The 16,669-nt window shown below is 71.1% G+C and carries 18 protein-coding genes; 10 read left to right on the forward strand and 8 right to left on the reverse strand.

From position 1 onward, the window contains the following. Positions 1-12: 12 nt before the first annotated feature. Positions 13-1,155, reverse strand: a complete 1,143-nt coding sequence (locus ABZ855_RS04330) for a cobalt-precorrin-5B (C(1))-methyltransferase (RefSeq protein WP_360800650.1) — start codon at positions 1,153-1,155, stop codon at positions 13-15. A 22-nt stretch (positions 1,156-1,177) separates the two neighbouring features. Here ABZ855_RS04330 and ABZ855_RS04335 point away from each other — a divergent pair, with 22 nt between their 5' ends. Both ABZ855_RS04335 and ABZ855_RS04340 read left to right on the forward strand, forming a co-directional pair. Beyond that, a complete protein-coding gene (locus ABZ855_RS04335) occupies positions 1,178-1,951 on the forward strand; it encodes a cobalt-precorrin-6A reductase (protein ID WP_360800653.1) in 774 nt (257 codons plus the stop codon). Between the two features lie 109 nt (positions 1,952-2,060). Next, positions 2,061-3,158 carry a HoxN/HupN/NixA family nickel/cobalt transporter gene (locus tag ABZ855_RS04340; RefSeq protein WP_360801133.1) on the forward strand — a complete coding sequence of 366 codons (1,098 nt, stop codon included), beginning with the start codon at positions 2,061-2,063 and terminating at the stop codon, positions 3,156-3,158. Here the strand turns inward: ABZ855_RS04340 and ABZ855_RS04345 are convergent. Then, the gene (locus ABZ855_RS04345; protein ID WP_360800655.1) at positions 3,130-3,819 is read right to left on the reverse strand and encodes a precorrin-8X methylmutase; all 690 of its coding nucleotides are present in this window, start codon (positions 3,817-3,819) and stop codon (positions 3,130-3,132) included. The two genes, ABZ855_RS04340 and ABZ855_RS04345, sit on opposite strands and share 29 nt — an antisense overlap. A gap of 251 nt (positions 3,820-4,070) precedes the next feature. Here ABZ855_RS04345 and ABZ855_RS04350 point away from each other — a divergent pair, with 251 nt between their 5' ends. After that, positions 4,071-4,862, forward strand: coding sequence for a BTAD domain-containing putative transcriptional regulator (locus tag ABZ855_RS04350; RefSeq protein WP_360800659.1), 792 nt, complete (start codon positions 4,071-4,073; stop codon positions 4,860-4,862). A gap of 10 nt (positions 4,863-4,872) precedes the next feature. Here ABZ855_RS04350 and ABZ855_RS04355 read toward each other — a convergent pair whose 3' ends face one another. Next, entirely contained in the window at positions 4,873-5,310 is a 438-nt protein-coding gene (locus tag ABZ855_RS04355; protein ID WP_360800662.1) for an Lrp/AsnC family transcriptional regulator, read from the reverse strand. A 158-nt stretch (positions 5,311-5,468) separates the two neighbouring features. Here ABZ855_RS04355 and ABZ855_RS04360 point away from each other — a divergent pair, with 158 nt between their 5' ends. Then, positions 5,469-6,524 carry an expansin EXLX1 family cellulose-binding protein gene (locus ABZ855_RS04360; protein ID WP_360800665.1) on the forward strand — a complete coding sequence of 352 codons (1,056 nt, stop codon included), beginning with the start codon at positions 5,469-5,471 and terminating at the stop codon, positions 6,522-6,524. An 8-nt stretch (positions 6,525-6,532) separates the two neighbouring features. On the opposite strand, the gene ABZ855_RS04365 is transcribed toward ABZ855_RS04360, so the two are convergent. Together ABZ855_RS04365 and ABZ855_RS04370 are read right to left on the reverse strand one after the other, a co-directional pair. Continuing rightward, a complete protein-coding gene (locus ABZ855_RS04365) occupies positions 6,533-7,408 on the reverse strand; it encodes an LLM class flavin-dependent oxidoreductase (protein WP_360801136.1) in 876 nt (291 codons plus the stop codon). Positions 7,409-7,438: 30 nt separating this feature from the next. After that, complete coding sequence (locus tag ABZ855_RS04370) at positions 7,439-8,551, reverse strand: cellulase family glycosylhydrolase (RefSeq protein ID WP_360800668.1); 1,113 nt, start codon at positions 8,549-8,551, stop codon at positions 7,439-7,441. A 200-nt stretch (positions 8,552-8,751) separates the two neighbouring features. On the opposite strand from ABZ855_RS04370, the gene ABZ855_RS04375 reads away from it, so the two are divergent. After that, positions 8,752-9,798: a LacI family DNA-binding transcriptional regulator gene (locus ABZ855_RS04375; RefSeq protein WP_360800671.1), complete on the forward strand. Its 1,047-nt coding sequence runs from the start codon at positions 8,752-8,754 to the stop codon at positions 9,796-9,798. 416 nt (positions 9,799-10,214) lie between these two features. Then, on the forward strand, positions 10,215-10,400 hold the full coding sequence (locus ABZ855_RS04380; protein ID WP_360800674.1) for a hypothetical protein: 186 nt from the start codon (positions 10,215-10,217) through the stop codon (positions 10,398-10,400). Between the two features lie 373 nt (positions 10,401-10,773). Here the strand turns inward: ABZ855_RS04380 and ABZ855_RS04385 are convergent, their stop codons facing one another. After that, entirely contained in the window at positions 10,774-11,541 is a 768-nt protein-coding gene (locus tag ABZ855_RS04385; RefSeq protein ID WP_360800677.1) for an NPP1 family protein, read from the reverse strand. A gap of 309 nt (positions 11,542-11,850) precedes the next feature. On the opposite strand from ABZ855_RS04385, the gene ABZ855_RS04390 reads away from it, so the two are divergent. The 4 genes from ABZ855_RS04390 (at position 11,851) to ABZ855_RS04405 (ending at position 14,921) form a co-directional block, all read left to right on the forward strand. Beyond that, positions 11,851-12,783, forward strand: a complete 933-nt coding sequence (locus ABZ855_RS04390) for a TIGR03619 family F420-dependent LLM class oxidoreductase (RefSeq protein WP_360800680.1) — start codon at positions 11,851-11,853, stop codon at positions 12,781-12,783. A gap of 101 nt (positions 12,784-12,884) precedes the next feature. Continuing rightward, positions 12,885-13,454 (forward strand): MarR family winged helix-turn-helix transcriptional regulator, encoded by a 570-nt coding sequence (locus ABZ855_RS04395; RefSeq protein WP_319205006.1) that lies wholly within the window; start codon positions 12,885-12,887, stop codon positions 13,452-13,454. Positions 13,455-13,527: 73 nt separating this feature from the next. Next, positions 13,528-14,280, forward strand: a complete 753-nt coding sequence (locus tag ABZ855_RS04400) for a type 1 glutamine amidotransferase (RefSeq protein ID WP_360800684.1) — start codon at positions 13,528-13,530, stop codon at positions 14,278-14,280. Between the two features lie 137 nt (positions 14,281-14,417). Beyond that, positions 14,418-14,921, forward strand: coding sequence for a DUF6174 domain-containing protein (locus tag ABZ855_RS04405; RefSeq protein WP_360800687.1), 504 nt, complete (start codon positions 14,418-14,420; stop codon positions 14,919-14,921). A gap of 36 nt (positions 14,922-14,957) precedes the next feature. Here ABZ855_RS04405 and ABZ855_RS04410 read toward each other — a convergent pair whose 3' ends face one another. Both ABZ855_RS04410 and ABZ855_RS04415 read right to left on the reverse strand, forming a co-directional pair. After that, on the reverse strand, positions 14,958-15,443 hold the full coding sequence (locus ABZ855_RS04410) for a hypothetical protein (protein ID WP_360800690.1): 486 nt from the start codon (positions 15,441-15,443) through the stop codon (positions 14,958-14,960). 73 nt (positions 15,444-15,516) lie between these two features. After that, entirely contained in the window at positions 15,517-16,614 is a 1,098-nt protein-coding gene (locus tag ABZ855_RS04415) for a magnesium and cobalt transport protein CorA (RefSeq protein ID WP_360800693.1), read from the reverse strand. Positions 16,615-16,669 lie beyond the last annotated feature (55 nt).

Here is a 16,669-nt window from a genome sequence, read left to right on the forward strand (position 1 = left end):
CGGGTCGGGGGCCTACCGGACCTCGCTGCGCCCCACGACCCGGCCCGCCCGGTCGATGCAGATGACGTCCACGGCGACCGGCGCGCCCCGCAGCACGGTCAGCGCCTCGTCGCGGGCGGCCGTCGCGACCAGGTCGCCGAGGGGTACCCCGGCGGCCTCGCAGAGCTGGAGTGCGGCCAGGCCGGTGTTGGCGGCGGCGACACCGGCCGCCAGCGTCTCGTCCGCGCCGCCGCGCCGGGCCAGTTCGGCGAGGAACCCCTTGTCCACCTGGGAACGGGCCGAGTGCAGGTCGAGATGGCCGACGGCGAGCTTGGAGAGCTTGGCGAAGCCGCCGCAGATCGTCAGCCGGTCGACGGGGTGGCGTCGGACGTACTTCAGGACCGCGCCCGCGAAGTCGCCCATGTCGAGCAGGGCGTCCAGCGGAAGCCCGTACTCGGCGACGACGGTCCTCTCCGACGTCGAGCCGGTGCACCCGGCGACATGCGTACGACCCGCCGCGCGGGCCACGTCCACCCCCCGCCGGATCGAGTCGATCCACGCCGAGCACGAGTACGGGACGACGATCCCCGTCGTGCCCAGGATGGACAGCCCGCCGAGGATACCGAGCCGGGGGTTCCAGGTGGAGCGGGCGATCTCCTCGCCGTGGTCGACGGAGAGGGTGATCTCGACGTCACCGGTGCCGCCGTGCAGCTCGGCGACCCGGGCGACGTGTTCGCGCATCATCCGGCGCGGGACGGGATTGACGGCCGGTTCGCCGACCGGCAGGGGCAGCCCGGGGCGGGTGACCGTCCCGACGCCGGGCCCCGCCCTGAAGACCACCCCGGACCCGGCGGGCAGCCTCCGTACCGTCGCCCGTACCAGCGCGCCGTGCGTGACGTCCGGGTCGTCGCCGGCGTCCTTCACGATCCCCGCCATCGCGTACGCGCCGGTCAGCTCCTCGGCCGCGAGCGCGAAGGACGGCGTCTGCCCCTTGGGCAGCGTGATGGTCACCGGGTCGGGGAACTCGCCGGACAGCAGGGCGGTGTACGCGGCGGTGGTGGCCGCGGTCGCACAGGCACCGGTGGTCCAGCCGGGCCGCAGGCCGGTGTGCTTGAGTTGGGCGCCGCGACCGCCCTCGGCCCCGGCCTCTGGGGTGCCCTGCGTTTCGCTGCTCATGAACGGATCGGATCTCCAAGCGATGCACGTACTGATACTCGGCGGAACGACGGAAGCCCGGCGCCTGGCCGAACTGCTGCACGGTACCTCCGGCCTGCGAGTGACGAGCTCCCTGGCCGGGCGGACGGCCGGCCCCCGGCTGCCCCCGGGCGCCGTACGCGTCGGCGGTTTCGGCGGCGCCGAGGGGCTGGCCGGCTGGCTGCGCGAGCACGCCGTGGACGTGCTCGTCGACGCCACCCATCCCTTCGCCGCGACGATCAGCTTCCACGCGGCGCGGGCCGCCACCACCGCCCATGTGCCCCTGCTCGCGCTGCGGCGCCCGGGCTGGGCCCCGGTCGAGGGTGACGTCTGGTACGACGCGGGCTCGCCGGCGGAGGCCGCCGAACTGCTGCCCTCGCTCGGCCGCCGGGTGTTCCTCACCACCGGCCGGACGGGCCTGGCGGCCTTCGCCGCCCTCGACGACCTGTGGTTCCTCGTACGGTCCGTGGAGGCACCGGACGGACCGGTCCCGGCCCGCACGGAGGTCCTGCTCGACCGGGGGCCCTTCACGCTCGAAGGGGAGCGGGAGCTGCTGCGGCGCCACCGCGTGGACGTCGTGGTGACGAAGGACAGCGGGGGAGCGGCCACCGCCCCGAAACTGACCGCGGCCCGCGAGGCCGGACTGCCCGTGGTCGTGGTGCGCCGGCCGCCGGTGCCCGAGGGGGTGCCGGTGGTGGCGGGGCCCGAGGAGGCCGCCGAGTGGCTCGGGAAACGGCTCCGGCGCCTCCACCAGCCCACTTTTCCAGACGCTGGCTGAATCCTGACCTCAGTTTTGCTGCGTCTGGCTACTACCTGCAAATAGCTTGCAGCAAGCTGGGCGGGTGGCTGAGAACAATCATTCGAGATGGCACCGCGTCCGTACGTCGATGACCCGCAAGGAGTGGGCGAGCCTCGGCGGGATGGCCGCGTTCATCCTGGCGCTGCACGTCGTCGGCTGGTTCGTCCTCGTCGCGATCGTCGCGCCCGAGCACTACAGCCTGGGCACCAAGACCTTCGGCATCGGCATCGGCGTCACCGCCTACACCCTGGGCATGCGGCACGCCTTCGACGCCGACCACATAGCCGCCATCGACAACACGACCCGCAAGCTCATGAACGAGGACCAACGGCCCCTGTCCGTCGGCTTCTGGTTCTCCCTCGGCCACTCCAGCGTCGTCTTCGGGCTCACCTTCCTGCTCTCCCTGGGCGTCAAGGCGCTCGCGGGCCCGGTCCAGAACGACGACTCGACCCTGCACAGCATCACCGGCTGGATCGGTACGACCGTCTCCGGGACGTTCCTCTACCTCATCGCCGGCATCAACCTCGTGATCCTCGCCGGGATCTGGAAGGTCTTCCGGCAGATGCGCTCGGGCCACTTCGACGAGGCCGCCCTGGAGGAACAGCTCGACAAGCGCGGCTTCATGAACCGGCTCCTGGGCCGCCTCATGAAGTCGATCACCAAGCCGTGGCAGATGTATCCGCTGGGCGTCCTGTTCGGCCTCGGGTTCGACACGGCCACCGAGGTCGCGCTCCTCGTCCTGGCCGGCTCGGGCGCGGCCTCCGGGCTGCCCTGGTACGCGATCCTGTGCCTGCCGGTCCTGTTCGCCGCCGGCATGTCGCTGCTGGACACGATCGACGGTTCGTTCATGAACTTCGCCTACGGCTGGGCGTTCTCCAAGCCGGTCCGCAAGGTCTACTACAACCTCACCATCACGGGCCTGTCCGTCGCCGTCGCGCTCATCATCGGTACGGTCGAACTACTGGGCCTGGTCGCTGAGAAGGCGGACCTGCACGGCACGTTCTGGGACTGGGTCTCGGGCCTCGACCTCAACATCATCGGCTATGTCATCGTCGGCCTGTTCTTCGCGACCTGGGCCGTCGCCCTGCTGGTGTGGCGGTTCGGCCGAATCGAGGAGAAATGGACAGCGGGCCTGGCCCTAACCCCTACTCCGACTCCTACTCCTTCTCGCTCGCGATCGCGTTGACCGCTGCGGCGGCGATCGCGCTGCCCCCGCGGCGGCCGTGTACGACCAGGTACTCGAGCCCCGATGGGTGTGCGGCCAAGGCCTCCTTGGACTCCGCCGCTCCGACGAAGCCGACCGGGGCGCCGATGACGGCCGCCGGGCGGGGTCCCCCCTCCTCGATCATCTCCAGGAGGCGGAAGAGGGCCGTCGGCGCGTTGCCGACCGCCACCACCGCGCCCTCGAGACGGTCCCGCCACAGCTCCAGCGCGGCGGCGCTGCGCGTGGTGCCCAGCTTCGCCGCCAGGTCCGGGACGGACGGGTCGGAGAGCGTGCAGAGCACGTCGTTGCCGGCGGGCAGCCGTTTCCGGGTCACCCCGCTGGCGACCATGCTCACGTCGGTGAAGACCGGCGCTCCCGCGCGCAGCGCCTCGCGGGCGCGGGACACCACGGCGGGCGTGTAGGCCAGGTCCCGTACGAGGTCGACCATCCCGCAGGCGTGGATCATCCGCACCGCGACCTGGCTGACGTCGGCGGGCAGACCCGTGAGATCGGCCTCGGCGCGGATGGTGGCAAAGGACTGGCGGTAGATGGCCGCGCCGTCCTTCTCGTACTCGAACACCGTGCTCCTACTGGTCGGAGGTGCGGGCCGCCGCCGGGCCGGCGCGGACACGGCGGCGAGCATACCCACCGCCTCCCCACCCCCGACCGAGGACGCTGGACATGGCGGTTCACACGCTCCCGGAGCTTCCGTACGACTGCCGTACGACTGCCGTGGGGCGGCCATGGAGGCATCCCGGTCCGCTGAGCGGAACGGCACGTGACAGGCGGCTCCCGCCGGATCCACTCTGGCTGTCCGCCGGCCAGGTCCGAGCGTCCGGCGCAGGGGGACCGCCGTCCAGGGCGGTCGTCGCACGGGGGGAATGGTGCACGACGATGGCTCAGCACGAGGCGACCGCGGCTGCCCGGACGAACGGCACGACGAGGACAGGGACGGGGACGGGAGCGGGGGCGGGGCCGGGGCCGGGGCGCGCCCATTCCCGGTTACGTCTGCTCGGCACCTTCCAGTTGGAGGGCGCTGACGGAACCGTCACCGTCCCGGCGAACGCACAGCGGCTGCTGGCCTTCCTCGGCCTGCACAAGCGCGCCACCCGAACCGTCGTCGCGGGCGCCCTGTGGCCCGACGTCACGGAGGAACACGCGCACGGCAGCCTGCGTACGGCACTGTGGCGGCTCCGCCGCGGGAGGCAGCCGATCGTCGGGGCCCACGGGGACACCCTCTGTCTGGCGGACGGGGTGAGCGTCGACGTCGACGCCTTCACCGGGGCCGCCCTGGGCCTCGCGAACTCCGATCACGCTCCCGGCGACGACCTGCCGCTGCCCGTCGTCCTCGACGGCGGGGAACTGCTGTGCGGTTGGGACGAGGAATGGGTCCTGTTCGAGCGGGAGCGACTGCGTCAGCTCCGTCTGCACGCGCTGGAGTCGCTGAGCGCCCTCCTGACCGAGCACGGCCGGTACGCGCTCGCCCTGGAGGCGGCCCTGATGTGCGTCACCGTGGAGCCGCTGCGCGAGAGCGCGCACCGCGCGGTGGCCGCCGTTCATCTGGCCGAGAACAACATGGTCGAGGTCGTCCGGCGCTACGAGACGTTCCGGATGCTGATCAACGAGGAACTGGGCCTGGAACCCTCGGCACGGTTCGCGGGGATGCTGCCGCGCAGGGGGACGTGACGGCGAGCGGTCACGCCGGTTTCACGGTCTTCATCGTGAAGTGGGACGTCACTTTCTTGATCCGCGGGATGGTCATGACCCGCCGGCTGAGGAAGGCCTCGTAGGCGGCCAGGTCGGCGACGGCCACCCGCACGAAGTAGTCCGGGTTCCCGAACATCCGCCGCAGTTCGACGACCTCGTCGGCCTGCGCGAGGGTCTGCTCGAAAAGCTCGACGGTCTCCGCGTCCTGCGCCTCGAGACCGAGATCGATGAGCACCTCGAAGGAACGGCCCACGGAGGCGGGGTCGATGACGGCCCGATAACCGCGGATGACACCGTCGGCCTCCAGCCGCTGAACGCGCCGCAGACACGGCCCGGTCGTCAGCCCGACCCGCTGCGCCAGCTCGACGTTGGTCAGCCGCCCGTCCTGCTCGAGCTCGGCAATGATTGCCAGATCGATCGCGTCCACAGACAGAAGATTGCATGCGGTGGCGCCGGCAGGCAATTTTCAGAGTTCCGGCAACCTTCTGGGGCGCCGTGGAGACTATGGGCCGGAAGCTGCCTCAACCGGAGTTTCGTATCGAGCAGTCGAGCACATGGTTTTCGGACCAGGTAAGGACCTCTGTCGTGGCGTCCCGTTCCCCGCGCCGTTCCCCGCGCCGTTCTCCCCGCCGCCCGCTCCGTCAGCGGCGGGGCGTTCTCGTCGCTGCCTCCGTGGCGGCCGTCGCCCTCGTCATATCCCTGGTCATGGCTCTGCGGCCCAACGACCAGACCGGGGACGGGCAGGAGGTGGCCACGTCCGCCGCCGGTGCCCGGACGGCAGCCCCGACCACGTCACCGGAGCCGACACCGTCCCCGGCGAAGCCCTCGGCCGGCCCGTCCCCGACGCCGACGGCCACCCCGACCGTCTCGACCGCGCCGAAGGGCAAGCCCAGGCAACCGGCGACCGAACCGACGCCCAAGCCCACGGCCGCGAGCGGCGGCGAGGGCGATAGGAGTGGCGGGAGTAGCGGGAGTGGCGGCGGGAGCGGCTCGGCCGCCCGGCCTGCCTCCGGCACGGCGCCCCTGGCGGGGCGGATCCGGCCCGGCGCGACCTACCAGGGCGTCGCCACCTTCTACGACACCGGAAACGGCGACGGCGCCTGTCTGTACGGACCGACCTCCGACACCATGACCGCCGCGATGAACACCGCCGACTACGAGACGTCCATGGCGTGCGGGGCGTACATCCTCGTCCGCGCGGCGAGCGGGGCCACCGTCACGGTCCGGATCACCAACGAATGCCCCGGGGACTGCCTCCCCGGCCAACTCGACCTCAGTCCCCAGGCGTTCGCCAAACTCGCCGCCCCCGTGACCGGCCGTATCCCGATCACCTGGAGCCTGCTGAGCCCCGCCTCGGCCGACCCGATCTCGATCCGCTACAAGACCGGGTCCAGCCAGTACTGGTGTGGCATCCAGGTCATCGGCCACCGCAATCCGCTGGCGCGCCTCGAAGTCCGTACCGGCAGTGGATGGGTCCGGCTGGCGCGCACCAGCTTCAACTACTTCCTCTCCGAGCAGGGCAGCGGTTGCGGCGGCGCGATCAGGATCAGCGACATCTACGGGGAGCAGCTGACCGTCGACGGCATCGCGGTACGGCCGGACGTCGCACAGCCCACCCGTGTCCAGTTCGCCGCACACTGACCCACCGGTCAGCGACGCCCCAAGGCCCCCAGCACGGCCTCGAGTTGACGCAGCGGCTCGGCGCCCACGATCCGGAGTACGACCGTGTCCGCGCCGGCCGCCGACAGGGCGCCGATGTTCGCGGCAGCCTCCGGGGCGCTGCCGGACACGGTGAACACGTCCTCCTGCGGGCGGCCCAGCCACTCGCCGTGCCCCTCGGTGTGCGGGTGCAGGGTCCGTGCGACCTCGCCGGGGTCGTCGCCCACACAGGCGAAGGCGAACACCGTCAGGATGTGGTCGGGTCCCGCACCGCCCTTCGCGGTCAGCACCCGGGTGTTCTCCAGGTCGCGCGGACCGTGGCCCTCGGCGATCAGGGTGCCGTCCGCGACCCGGCCGGACAGTTCCAGCGAGCGGGCGCGCACCACACCGGCGACCACCGGCGGCACTTCCGTCGGCGGGTGCACCAACTGGACGCCGTCCAGGCGTACTTCGCGGCCCTCCAGTTCGACCCGCTCGCCGCGCAGCAGGGCGCGTACGGAGGTGATCGTCTCCTCGAGGAGGGCCAGCGGGGAACGGGGCGCGACACCGACCGAGACCATCCAGTCGCGCACCCCGTGCCCGATCCCGGCCACGAGCCGGCCCGGGAACACCCGGGCCAGCGTGGCCAGTTCCATCGCCAGCAGGGCCGGGCTGCGCAGGGGAGCGGGGGTGATCCCGATGCCCACCCGCAGGCGTTCCGTCGCGCCGAGCGCCACGGCCGCCGCCGACACACCGCCGTTCCAGCCGAGGTCCTCGACCACCCACAGGTCGTCGACGCCGAGGGCCTCGGCCTGCCGTGCGAATCCGGGCAGCCCTTCCGGGGCCCAGTCGCGGTCGTACATCACACCGATCCGTAGGTTCGTCATGGTCATGAACCTACGCGAGCCGGCGCCGGCTCAGCCCTTGACGGGCTTGCCGCGGCCCCAGCCCCAGGCGAGACGGTCGGCGCCGGACTGGTTGGTGGTGGCCAGCCAGGGGCGGTCGGGGGTGCCCGTCAGCTTCTGGATCGAGTACATGTCGTCGGTGCGCAGCCCGGGCCAGTACACGGAGCCCATCTTCAGCTCGCGGAAGGTGTCGGTGACGGCCTGCATGAAGTTGATGAAGTTGTTGTCGGGGGTCTTCTTGTTGTAGTCGAGGCCCGTGGTCATGAACGCCCCGAACTCGTCCGCGACGGTCCGGCTCGCGCAGTCGCCGATGCGCACCTTCAGGTCGGCCACCCACTGGTCGTAGGTCGCGTAGTCCTTCCAGAAGCCGTAGTGGTGCAGCGACAGGTAGGTGCCCTTCAGCCGCGGGTCGGCGCAGACGGACGTGACGTGGTCGTTGTACCCGGCGCCGCTGACGAACACCTGGTTGCGCGGCACGGACTTGTACGTCGCGAGCCACTTCGCCGCGATGTCGGCCCACTCGGTGTCGGTGTAGCCGTGCGGCTCGTTCATCGGCTCGAAGTAGACGTGCCGGTCGTTCTTGTAGGCCTTGACGACCCTGTCCCACATGGGCCAGTAGGTGGCCTGGTCGTCGATGAAGCCGTCCTTCTGGGCGCCGGTGCCCTCCCAGTAGGAGACGATCACCTTGAAGCCCTTGTCGGACGCCGCGTCGATGACCCCGCGGTACGACTTCCAGTAGGCGCCGTTGACCGTGTACGGGTTGATCGGCAGCCGCACGGTGTTGGCGCCGAGGTTCGCGCGGAACGCCGAGATGATCCGGGTCGCCTTGGCGTAGGTCTGCCGGTAGTTGTCGGAGGTCGACAGACCGGACAGCTGGAGCAGGTCGTCGGCGAAGTTGTCGCGCGGGTCCGCCCAGTTGACCCCCTTGAACTGGGTCGTGTCCTTGGCCAGTCCGCTGTGGGCGGTGGGGGCGAGGGCCTGGGCGGGGGTGGAGGCGGAGGCGGGGCCGGCGGCGACCGCCGTACCGCTGGTCGCGGCGATCGCGAGCGCCACGAGGGTGGCGCGCAGCCGGGAGGAGGGGCGGGTGCCGCCGAGGACGTTGCGCATCAACTTGCCCTTTCGCATGCCGGACGGGGTCCGAGGGGGGCGATGTTTACGTAAACATCGCGGCGCCGGAATCGTTGCAGCCCCCACAGAGATCGTCAAGGTTTCCGACGCGTAACGCGTCCGCCGGACGGGACGAGCGACGACGGGCCGGACGTCCGGCCTGGCCGAAAGCCAACATCCCTTCCCGGAAGGGGAGTTGACGCCCGTAGACTCCCCCGGTGACAAAGGTGACACGGGACGACGTCGCCAGGCGCGCGGGAACTTCCAGCGCGGTTGTCAGTTACGTCGTCAACAACGGCCCCCGGCCTGTTTCCGCGGAGAAACGCAGACGCGTTCTCGAAGCCGTCAGCGAACTCGGATACCGGCCCGACCGGGTGGCCCAGGCCATGGCCGGCCGCCGTACGGATCTGCTGGGGCTGATCGTTCCGGACGCCCGGCAGCCGTTCTTCGGGGAAATCACCCACGCGTTGGAACGTGCCGCCGCCGACCGCGGGAAAATGGTGCTCGTCGGCAACTCCGATTACCAGGAGGAGCGCGAAATCCATTACCTGCACGCCTTTTTGGGGATGCGGGTGTCGGCGCTGATCCTGGTCAGTCTGGGGCTCGGCGACCGGATCGCCGCCGAACTCGACACCACGGACACCCGGGTGGTGCTGATGCACGAACGGTCCGCGTCCCCACGGAAGTTCGCCGTCGTCACGGACGACGTCGAGGGCGCGCGGCTCGCCACCCGGCATCTCCTCCAGCACGGCCACACCGCCGTGGCCTGCGTCGGCGGACCGGAGTCGGCTCTCCTGGCGGGCGATCCCGTCGCCGACCACGTCGAGGGCTGGCGCAAGGCGATGGCGGATGCCGGCCGCTCCACCGAGGGGCTCCTCTTTCACGCCCCGTACAACCGTTACGACTCCTACGAGGCGGCCCTGCGCATGCTCGCCGCCCCCGACCGTCCGACCGCCGTCTTCTGCGCGACCGACGACCAGGCCATCGGACTGCTGCGGGCCGCCCGTGAACTGGGCGTCGACGTCCCCGGCGAACTCGCGGTGGCGGGCTTCGACGACGTCAAGGAGGCGGCGATGACCGACCCACCGCTGACGACGGTCGCCTCCGACCGCGAGGCCATGGCCCGCACGGCCGTAGACCTCGCGCTCGACGGGGAGCCGAGCGGGGCCGCCCCGGGCACACCTGTACTGGACGGGAACCGCACCCGGCGCTTCCCGTCCAGCCTGGTGATCCGGGGGTCGTGCGGCTGCCCGCCCCGGGTGTGACCTGACCGTCCGGTTGTTGGCGGCTGGGAGCCGGGGGTGACTTTGCGGGGTTGGGGGGGGGTGCGGCCCGGGTGTGACGCGGCCGTGTGGGCGTTGGCTGGGATCCGGGGGTGGCCTTGCGGGCACGCGCGGCGGCCCGGATGTGCCCCGGCCCTGCGGGCGTTGGCGGCTGGGACCTGGATGTGGCCTTGTGGGCCTGGGTGGCCGGTGGCTGGGAGCCGGGGGTGGCCTTGCGGGCCTGGGTGGCCGGTGGCTGGGAGCCGGGGGTGGCCTTGTGGGCCTGCGTGGTGGCCCGGGTGTGACGCGGCCGTGTGGGCGTTGGCGGCTGGGACCTGGAGGTGGCCTTGTGGGCTTGGGTGGCGGCCCGGGTGTGACGCGGCCTTGCGGGCGTTGGCGGCTCGGAGCTGGAGGTGGCCATGCAGGCCTGGGTGGCCGGTGGCTGGGACCCGGAGGTGGCCTTGCGGGCCCGGGCGGCGGCCCGGGTGTGCCCCGGCCCTGCGGGCGTTGGCGGCTCGGTGCTGGAGGTGGCCTTGCGGGCCTCGACGGCCGGCGGCTGGGAGCCGGAGGTGGCCTTGCGGGGCTGGGTGGCGGCCCGGGTGTGACGCGGCCTTGCGGGCGTTGGCGGCACCCGGAGGTGACCATGCGGGCCCGGGCGGCGGCCCGGATGTGCCCGACCTTGCGGGCGTTGGCTGTGGCGGGCCCGGGATGTGGCGCGCCGGGCGTTGGCGTCTGCCCGCCTGGACGTGTCCCCTCGGCGTTGGCTGTGGTGGGCCCCGGGCGTGACGCGGCGGGCGTCGGTTGCTGGGGACCGGGACGGTCACCGTTCGCGAGATCTTCGGCGTTGGCTGTGGCGGGCCCCTGGCGTGACGCGGTGCGCGTCTGCTGCTGGGGGCCGGGACGGTCACCGTCCGCGAGACCTTGTGAGCCCTGGCTGCTCGGTCCCGGGACGGTCACCGTACGCGTCCGCCCGGGCGGTCAGGCGTTCGGGTTGAACGAGATGCCCGACGGCAGCGCCTTGGTGAGGTGGGCGGCGAAGTTGGCGTCCTTGAGGCCGAAGTTGGCGCTGCCGAAGTCGTACGCGCTCAACTTGTCGCGCAGCCCCGCCGGGTAGCCGTTCCAGCCGACCAGGGCCGGGTACCGCCAGGTGCCGTAGGCGTTCTCCGGCGGCTCGTCGTTCGCGTTCGCGAGGCGGAAGTCGTGCGTGGCCACGCCGTCCTTGTGGTAGACGATCTTGGGGTGGTTGCCGTCCCAGCGGACGTCGGCGGCCGCGTGGACGGTGAACTCGCCGTGGTTGGACGTGGACACGTACTTGGCCTGGCCGTCCTGCACCCACACCACGACATGCTCCCAGTCGTGCCGGTGCCCGCCGATGCTGCTGCCCGCGACGGCCTGGTCCTTCTCGAAGTAGAGGCCGTACATGATCGCGCACCAGCCGTTGTTGCACTTCTCGCGCGAGTAGCCGTTGGTGTTGTCGAGGTCCGAGGTGTCGTGGCACTCCCCGCTGAGCGAACCGGTCGGGTTGAGACCGCCGTTGATGGTTCCGTCGGGGCCGATGGCCGGAGTGGGGTAGCAGCCGTCGGTGTCGTAGTCGTAGGCCGGCTGCCAGGTCTTCTCGAGGTCGTCCGCGTTGGCGGGCAGCGCGGTCGGCGGGGCGGCGAAGGCGCTGCCGGGAACGGCGACGACCAGCGCGACGGCGCTGCCGAGAACCAGAGAGGCTCTGCGGACACGCGAGGTGATCTTCACTGCGGCTCCTGTTGACCATGGGGGTGAGGTGAAGGGGGAAGTGCGCGTGGGGGGTGGAGAGGGGGGGAGAGATGTGGGCGTGCGGAAGGTGACGGTCCGGTTGGCGTGCTCGGATCAACGTTGCCCCGCGGCCCGACGGTTCGATCGTCGGCGGGTGTCACTGTGATGAAAACTCAACCAACAGTGCGCGTGGGGGAGTTGGGGTCGCAGGGGTTCGGCGGGTCGGCCGGTGCCGACGGAGCCCCTTGTCGTTCGCCGTCGATCCGTTTATCGTTTGGCATCAAATAAAAGAACGGAGTGCGTACGACCATGACCGCGACTCCTCGTATGCAACTGGTCCTCAGCGAGAACTGGACCATGACCGGCGGGCGCGTCGACCTGCCGCTGCTGGTGCGCTGGGCCCGGGAGGCCGAGGACGCCGGATTCGACTCGGTGATGCTCAGCGAGCACATCGTGCTCGGCCCCGACGCGGGCGTGAACGGCGTCATGGGCAACCCGCGCGACTGGGCCCTGCCGGGCAACCAGGACCCGTACATGCCCTGGCCCAACTCCCTGATCCTGCTCGCCGCGATCGCCTCGGTCACCGAACGGGTCCGGCTGGCCGCCTCGGCTGTGATCGCTCCGCTGCGTCATCCCCTGCTGCTGGCAAGGGAGTTGGGCACGCTCGACCTCCTCAGCGAGGGGCGGCTGATGGTGCTGCCCAACGTCAGCTGGAGCCGGGACGAGTACGACGCGCTCGGCGTGCCCTTCACCCGACGCGGCCGGCTGCTGGACGAACACCTCGAGGTCTGGGCCAAGTTGTGGGGGCCGTCGCCGGTGTCCCACAAGGGCGAGCACTACCGGTTCGAGGACGTGTACTTCGAACCCAAGGCGTATCGGGCGGACGGCCCCCGCCTGTGCTTCGGCGGCGCCGGCATGCATCCCGCGATGGTGCGACGCCTGGTGCGGTACGGGCATGCCTTCAATCCGCTGGGGCGGCCGACCACCGAGGAGCTGCGGGTGCTCGGCGAGGCGATGAAGGAGGCGGGCCGGGACCTCTCCGAACTGGAGATGATCGGCGGAACGCGCGCGGTGTTCCCCGACGACCGGTCCTGCGCCGACCTCGGGGCGGCGCTGGCCACGATCCCGGAGCAGCTGGAGGCGGGGTTCACGACCTTCTGCGTGAAACCCTCCCAGTTCATCGACGACCCGGCGGGGGTCGGCGGGTTCTGCCGGGACGTCATGCGGCGGGTGTCCGCCTGACAGGACGGACCCCGCGCCCCCGAAGGGTGAAGGGGGACCCGCCGCACCCTCCGTACAATTCGGTGCCGAACGACACCAGGCATGTGGAGGGAGAACCACCGGTGACGCAGCGACCGATTGCCGAGACCGAGCAGTTGGTCAAGGCCAAGCTCGGGGACATCTCGATCCGGCACGACCAGATGGCCGTCGTCGCGAACATCCACCGGGCCGCCTCCGCCGTGCGCCAGCACGTCGAGAACTCCGTGCTGCGCGGCGCGGATCTGACCTGGACCGGGTTCGTCGTGCTGTGGGTCGTGTGGATCTCGGGGGAGACCGAGACCCGCCTCGTGGCCGAGGAGGCCGGGATCTCCAAGGGGACGCTCACCGGCGTGGCCCGGACGCTGGAGTCGCGCGGTCTGGTCCGGCGCAGCGAGCACCCCTCGGACGGGCGGCGAGTGCTGCTCGGCCTCACGGACGAGGGCGAGACGCTGATGCGGACGCTGTTCCCCGACTTCAACGCGGAGGAGGCGTTCGTCGCCGCGCCGCTGAGCGCCGAGGAGTGCCGGGCCACGGCGGACGCGCTGCGCAGGATCGTCGTCCAGGTCGAGACCCATGGCGAGGACCGCCGCCTGGAACTCCTCGACGGCGCCGCCCCCGCCCCGCGCCGCAGCGGCCGCCGCCCCAAAAGCTGACCCCAGCCTCGTCGGAGAAGTCTCGTCGGAGAAGCCTCGTCGGAAAAGTCTCGTCGGAGAAGTGGAGAACCACGTGCGCGCCCTCGTCATACGTCACGACCATCTCTCGCTGTCCGGTCCCGTCGGTGACCGGATAGCCCAACTCGGCTATGAGATCGACGAGTTGACCGTCGTGCCGGCCGAGCGGTACGACCGCCCGGGGGTGGAGTTCGACTTCCCCGACCCGGTCGGCGCCGGCTACGACCTGATCGTGCTGCTCGGCGCGCCCTGGTCGGTCTACGACAGGGCCTCGGTCGGGCCCTGGATCGACGGCGAACTGGAACTGCTGCGCACCGCGCACGCCGCCGAACTGCCCGTGCTCGGCATCTGTTTCGGGGCGCAGGCCCTCGCCACCGCCCTCGGGGGCAGCGTGGAGGCGGCGCCCCGGCACGAGATCGGCTGGAGCGCCGTCGAGTCGGACGTGCCGGAACTGATCGGCGCCGGGCCGTGGTTCCAGTGGCACTTCGACCGGTTCGTGGTCCCGCCAAGCGCCGTCGAGCTGGCCCGCAGCGCGGTCGGCCCGCAGGCGTTCCGGGCCGGGCGGGCGCTCGGAGTCCAGTTCCACCCCGAGCTCGACGAGAAGACGCTGCTCCAGTGGCTGGACTCGGGCGGCCGACGCGAGGCGAGGGCCCACGGCGAGGACCCGGACCGGCTGCTCGCGGAGACCCGCGCCCGGCACGAGGAGTCACGGCAGCGGGCGTACGACCTCGTGGACGCGTTCCTCGAGCAAATCGCCGGGGTGGGGACGGCGGCCGAGACCGCCGACGATCCGGGACGCGCGGCCTGAGAGCTTCGGGGGGCTGCTGGACCTTCCGGCTCTCGAGTGAACGTTTTCCGGCGGAGCCGCGTCGTACCGGTTGGGCGTGTCCGACGGACACGCCCTGGCAGTAGTCGGTACTCGTTCACTTGTTCAGGGGGATCACCATGGCTTCGGTCCGATTGCTGTCGTCCGTCGTGCTGGCCGGGGGGCTGATGTGCGCGGCCGTGGGCTGTGGGGATTCCGGGTCCTCCGAACCGGGGCAGGGCTCGTCGAAGTCCTCCCCGACGCCCTCCTCGTCGTTCTCGTCGTTCGCGGAGTCCTGGAAGGAACCAGCCTCGTACGTCTACACGTTGACGTCGAGCGAGGGGGAGCGCAGCCTGCTCGGCACGTTCCGGGTGACGGTCAGGGACGGCAAGGTGGCCAAGGCGGTCGGGCTCGACGACAGCGCGCGGTGGGCCGTGGAACGCGCGCCCGAGGAGGTGCCCACCATCAAGGGCCTGCTGGACCAGCTGGCCCGGGCGCACGACGAGGGCGCGGACACGGCCGAGGCGGAGTACGCGCCCGACGGACACCCCGTACGCATCACCCTGGACCCGGAGAAGGACGCGGTCGACGACGAGCAGTCGTACGTCATCAGCGGCTACGAGATCCGGAAGCCGAGACCCTAGTTCCGGGCGTCAGTGTCGGGTGTGAGTTCTGGGGCGTCAGTTCTGGGCGTCGTGGTCGTTGAGGTCCTCGAACGTGCCGCCGACCTTCTGGCGCAGCGACTCCTGGAGCTTCGGGGGCGCGCTGATGACCCACTTGTTGCCGACCAGGTACTTGCCGCCGTAGACGGCAGCGCTGTCCAGCCAGACGAGCTTGTACTTCTCCTCGGGGAACGTCGTGATCAGGTAGTCGCCGTCAGCGGTGTGGCAGATGCCCTCGCGCAGTTCCTTCGCGTCGGTACGGATCGTCACGTCGCAGCCCGTCAGCTTGGCGATCACCTCGACCTTGGCCGGCGCGACCACGGCGGCCACGGGGGCGGGCGGCATGGACTCGGAAGCGGACGGCGACGCCTTCTGCCCCTTGTCCGAGGCCGGGTCCGAGTCCGAGGTGCACGCCGTGGCCAGGGGCAGGGCGAGGGCCGTCAGGAGCGCGGCGAGTGCGACGCCCCGGCGGGAGGACGATCGCTGGGGTTGCTGCTGGGACACTGAGCTGCTCCAGGTCGGGTGGCACGGCGGACGTACGACTCGCCTGGAGGTACGGACGGGCGCCGGGCCGCGTTCACAGCCAGCCGTTGCGTTTGAAACCGCGGTGCACGAAGAAGCAGGCGGCGCCGATCACGGAGAGGATCAGCGGATAGCCGTAGCGCCAGTGCAGTTCGGGCATGTGCTGGAAGTTCATGCCGTAGATCCCGCAGACCATCGTCGGTACGGCGACGATCGCGGCCCATGCCGTGATCTTCCGCATGTCCTCGTTCTGGCCGACGGTGACCTGTGCGAGGTGGGCCTGCAGGATCGAGTCGAGCAGGGCGTCGAAGGCGTGGATCTGCTCGGTCGCGCGGATCAGATGGTCGGACACGTCCCGGAAGTAGGCCTGTATCGACGGCTCGACGGACGGCATCGGCTCGGTGGCCAGCTGCTGGAGGGGACGGCCGAGCGGCACCACCGCCCGCTTCAGCTCGAGCAGCTCGCGCTTGAGCTGGTAGATACGGCCGGCGTCGGCGGTGCGCGGGCTCTGCGGCGAGAACACGTCCGACTCGACCTGGTCGAGGTCGTCCTGGACGGAATCCGTGACGTTCAGGTAGTCGTCGACGACATGGTCGGCGATCCCGTGCAGCACCGCGGCCGGGCCCCTGCGCAGCTGCTCCGGGTCGGCCTCCAGATCCTCCCGCAGGGGGCCGAGCGAGCCGTGCCGGCCGTGCCGGACGGTGACGACGAAGTCGGGGCCGGCGAACACCATGATCTCGCCGGTGGTGACGACCTCGCTGGTCGCGGTGAGCTCCTCGTGCTCGACGTAGCAGACCGTCTTGAACACGGCGAACAGGACATCGCCGTACCGCTCCACCTTGGGCCGCTGATGGGCCTGGACGGCGTTCTCCACGGCCAGCGGATGCAGCCCGAACAATTCGGCGACGTGGGCGAACTCACTCTCGGAGGGTTCGTGCAGCCCGAGCCAGACGAAACCGCGGTCGTGCTTGCGCACCCGGGCGAGGGACTCCTCGACGGTGGGGGCGGTGGGCTGGCGTACCCCGTCGCGGTAGATGACGCAGTTGACGACGGTCGAGCCGAGCGGTGAACGGGCGGGATGACTGAGATCCACCCGCCGCCGCCCACGCCGAGCCAGGCGTGCCACTTTGCGCAGGCTGCCGACCATCGACATGCGGTTGCTCCTTTTCCGGGTGCGGACAGTGTGCCAGGTGGTGGTAAGCGGACGG

This window comes from Streptomyces sp. NPDC047042, from assembly GCF_040644035.1.
Lineage (GTDB): Bacteria > Actinomycetota > Actinomycetes > Streptomycetales > Streptomycetaceae > Streptomyces.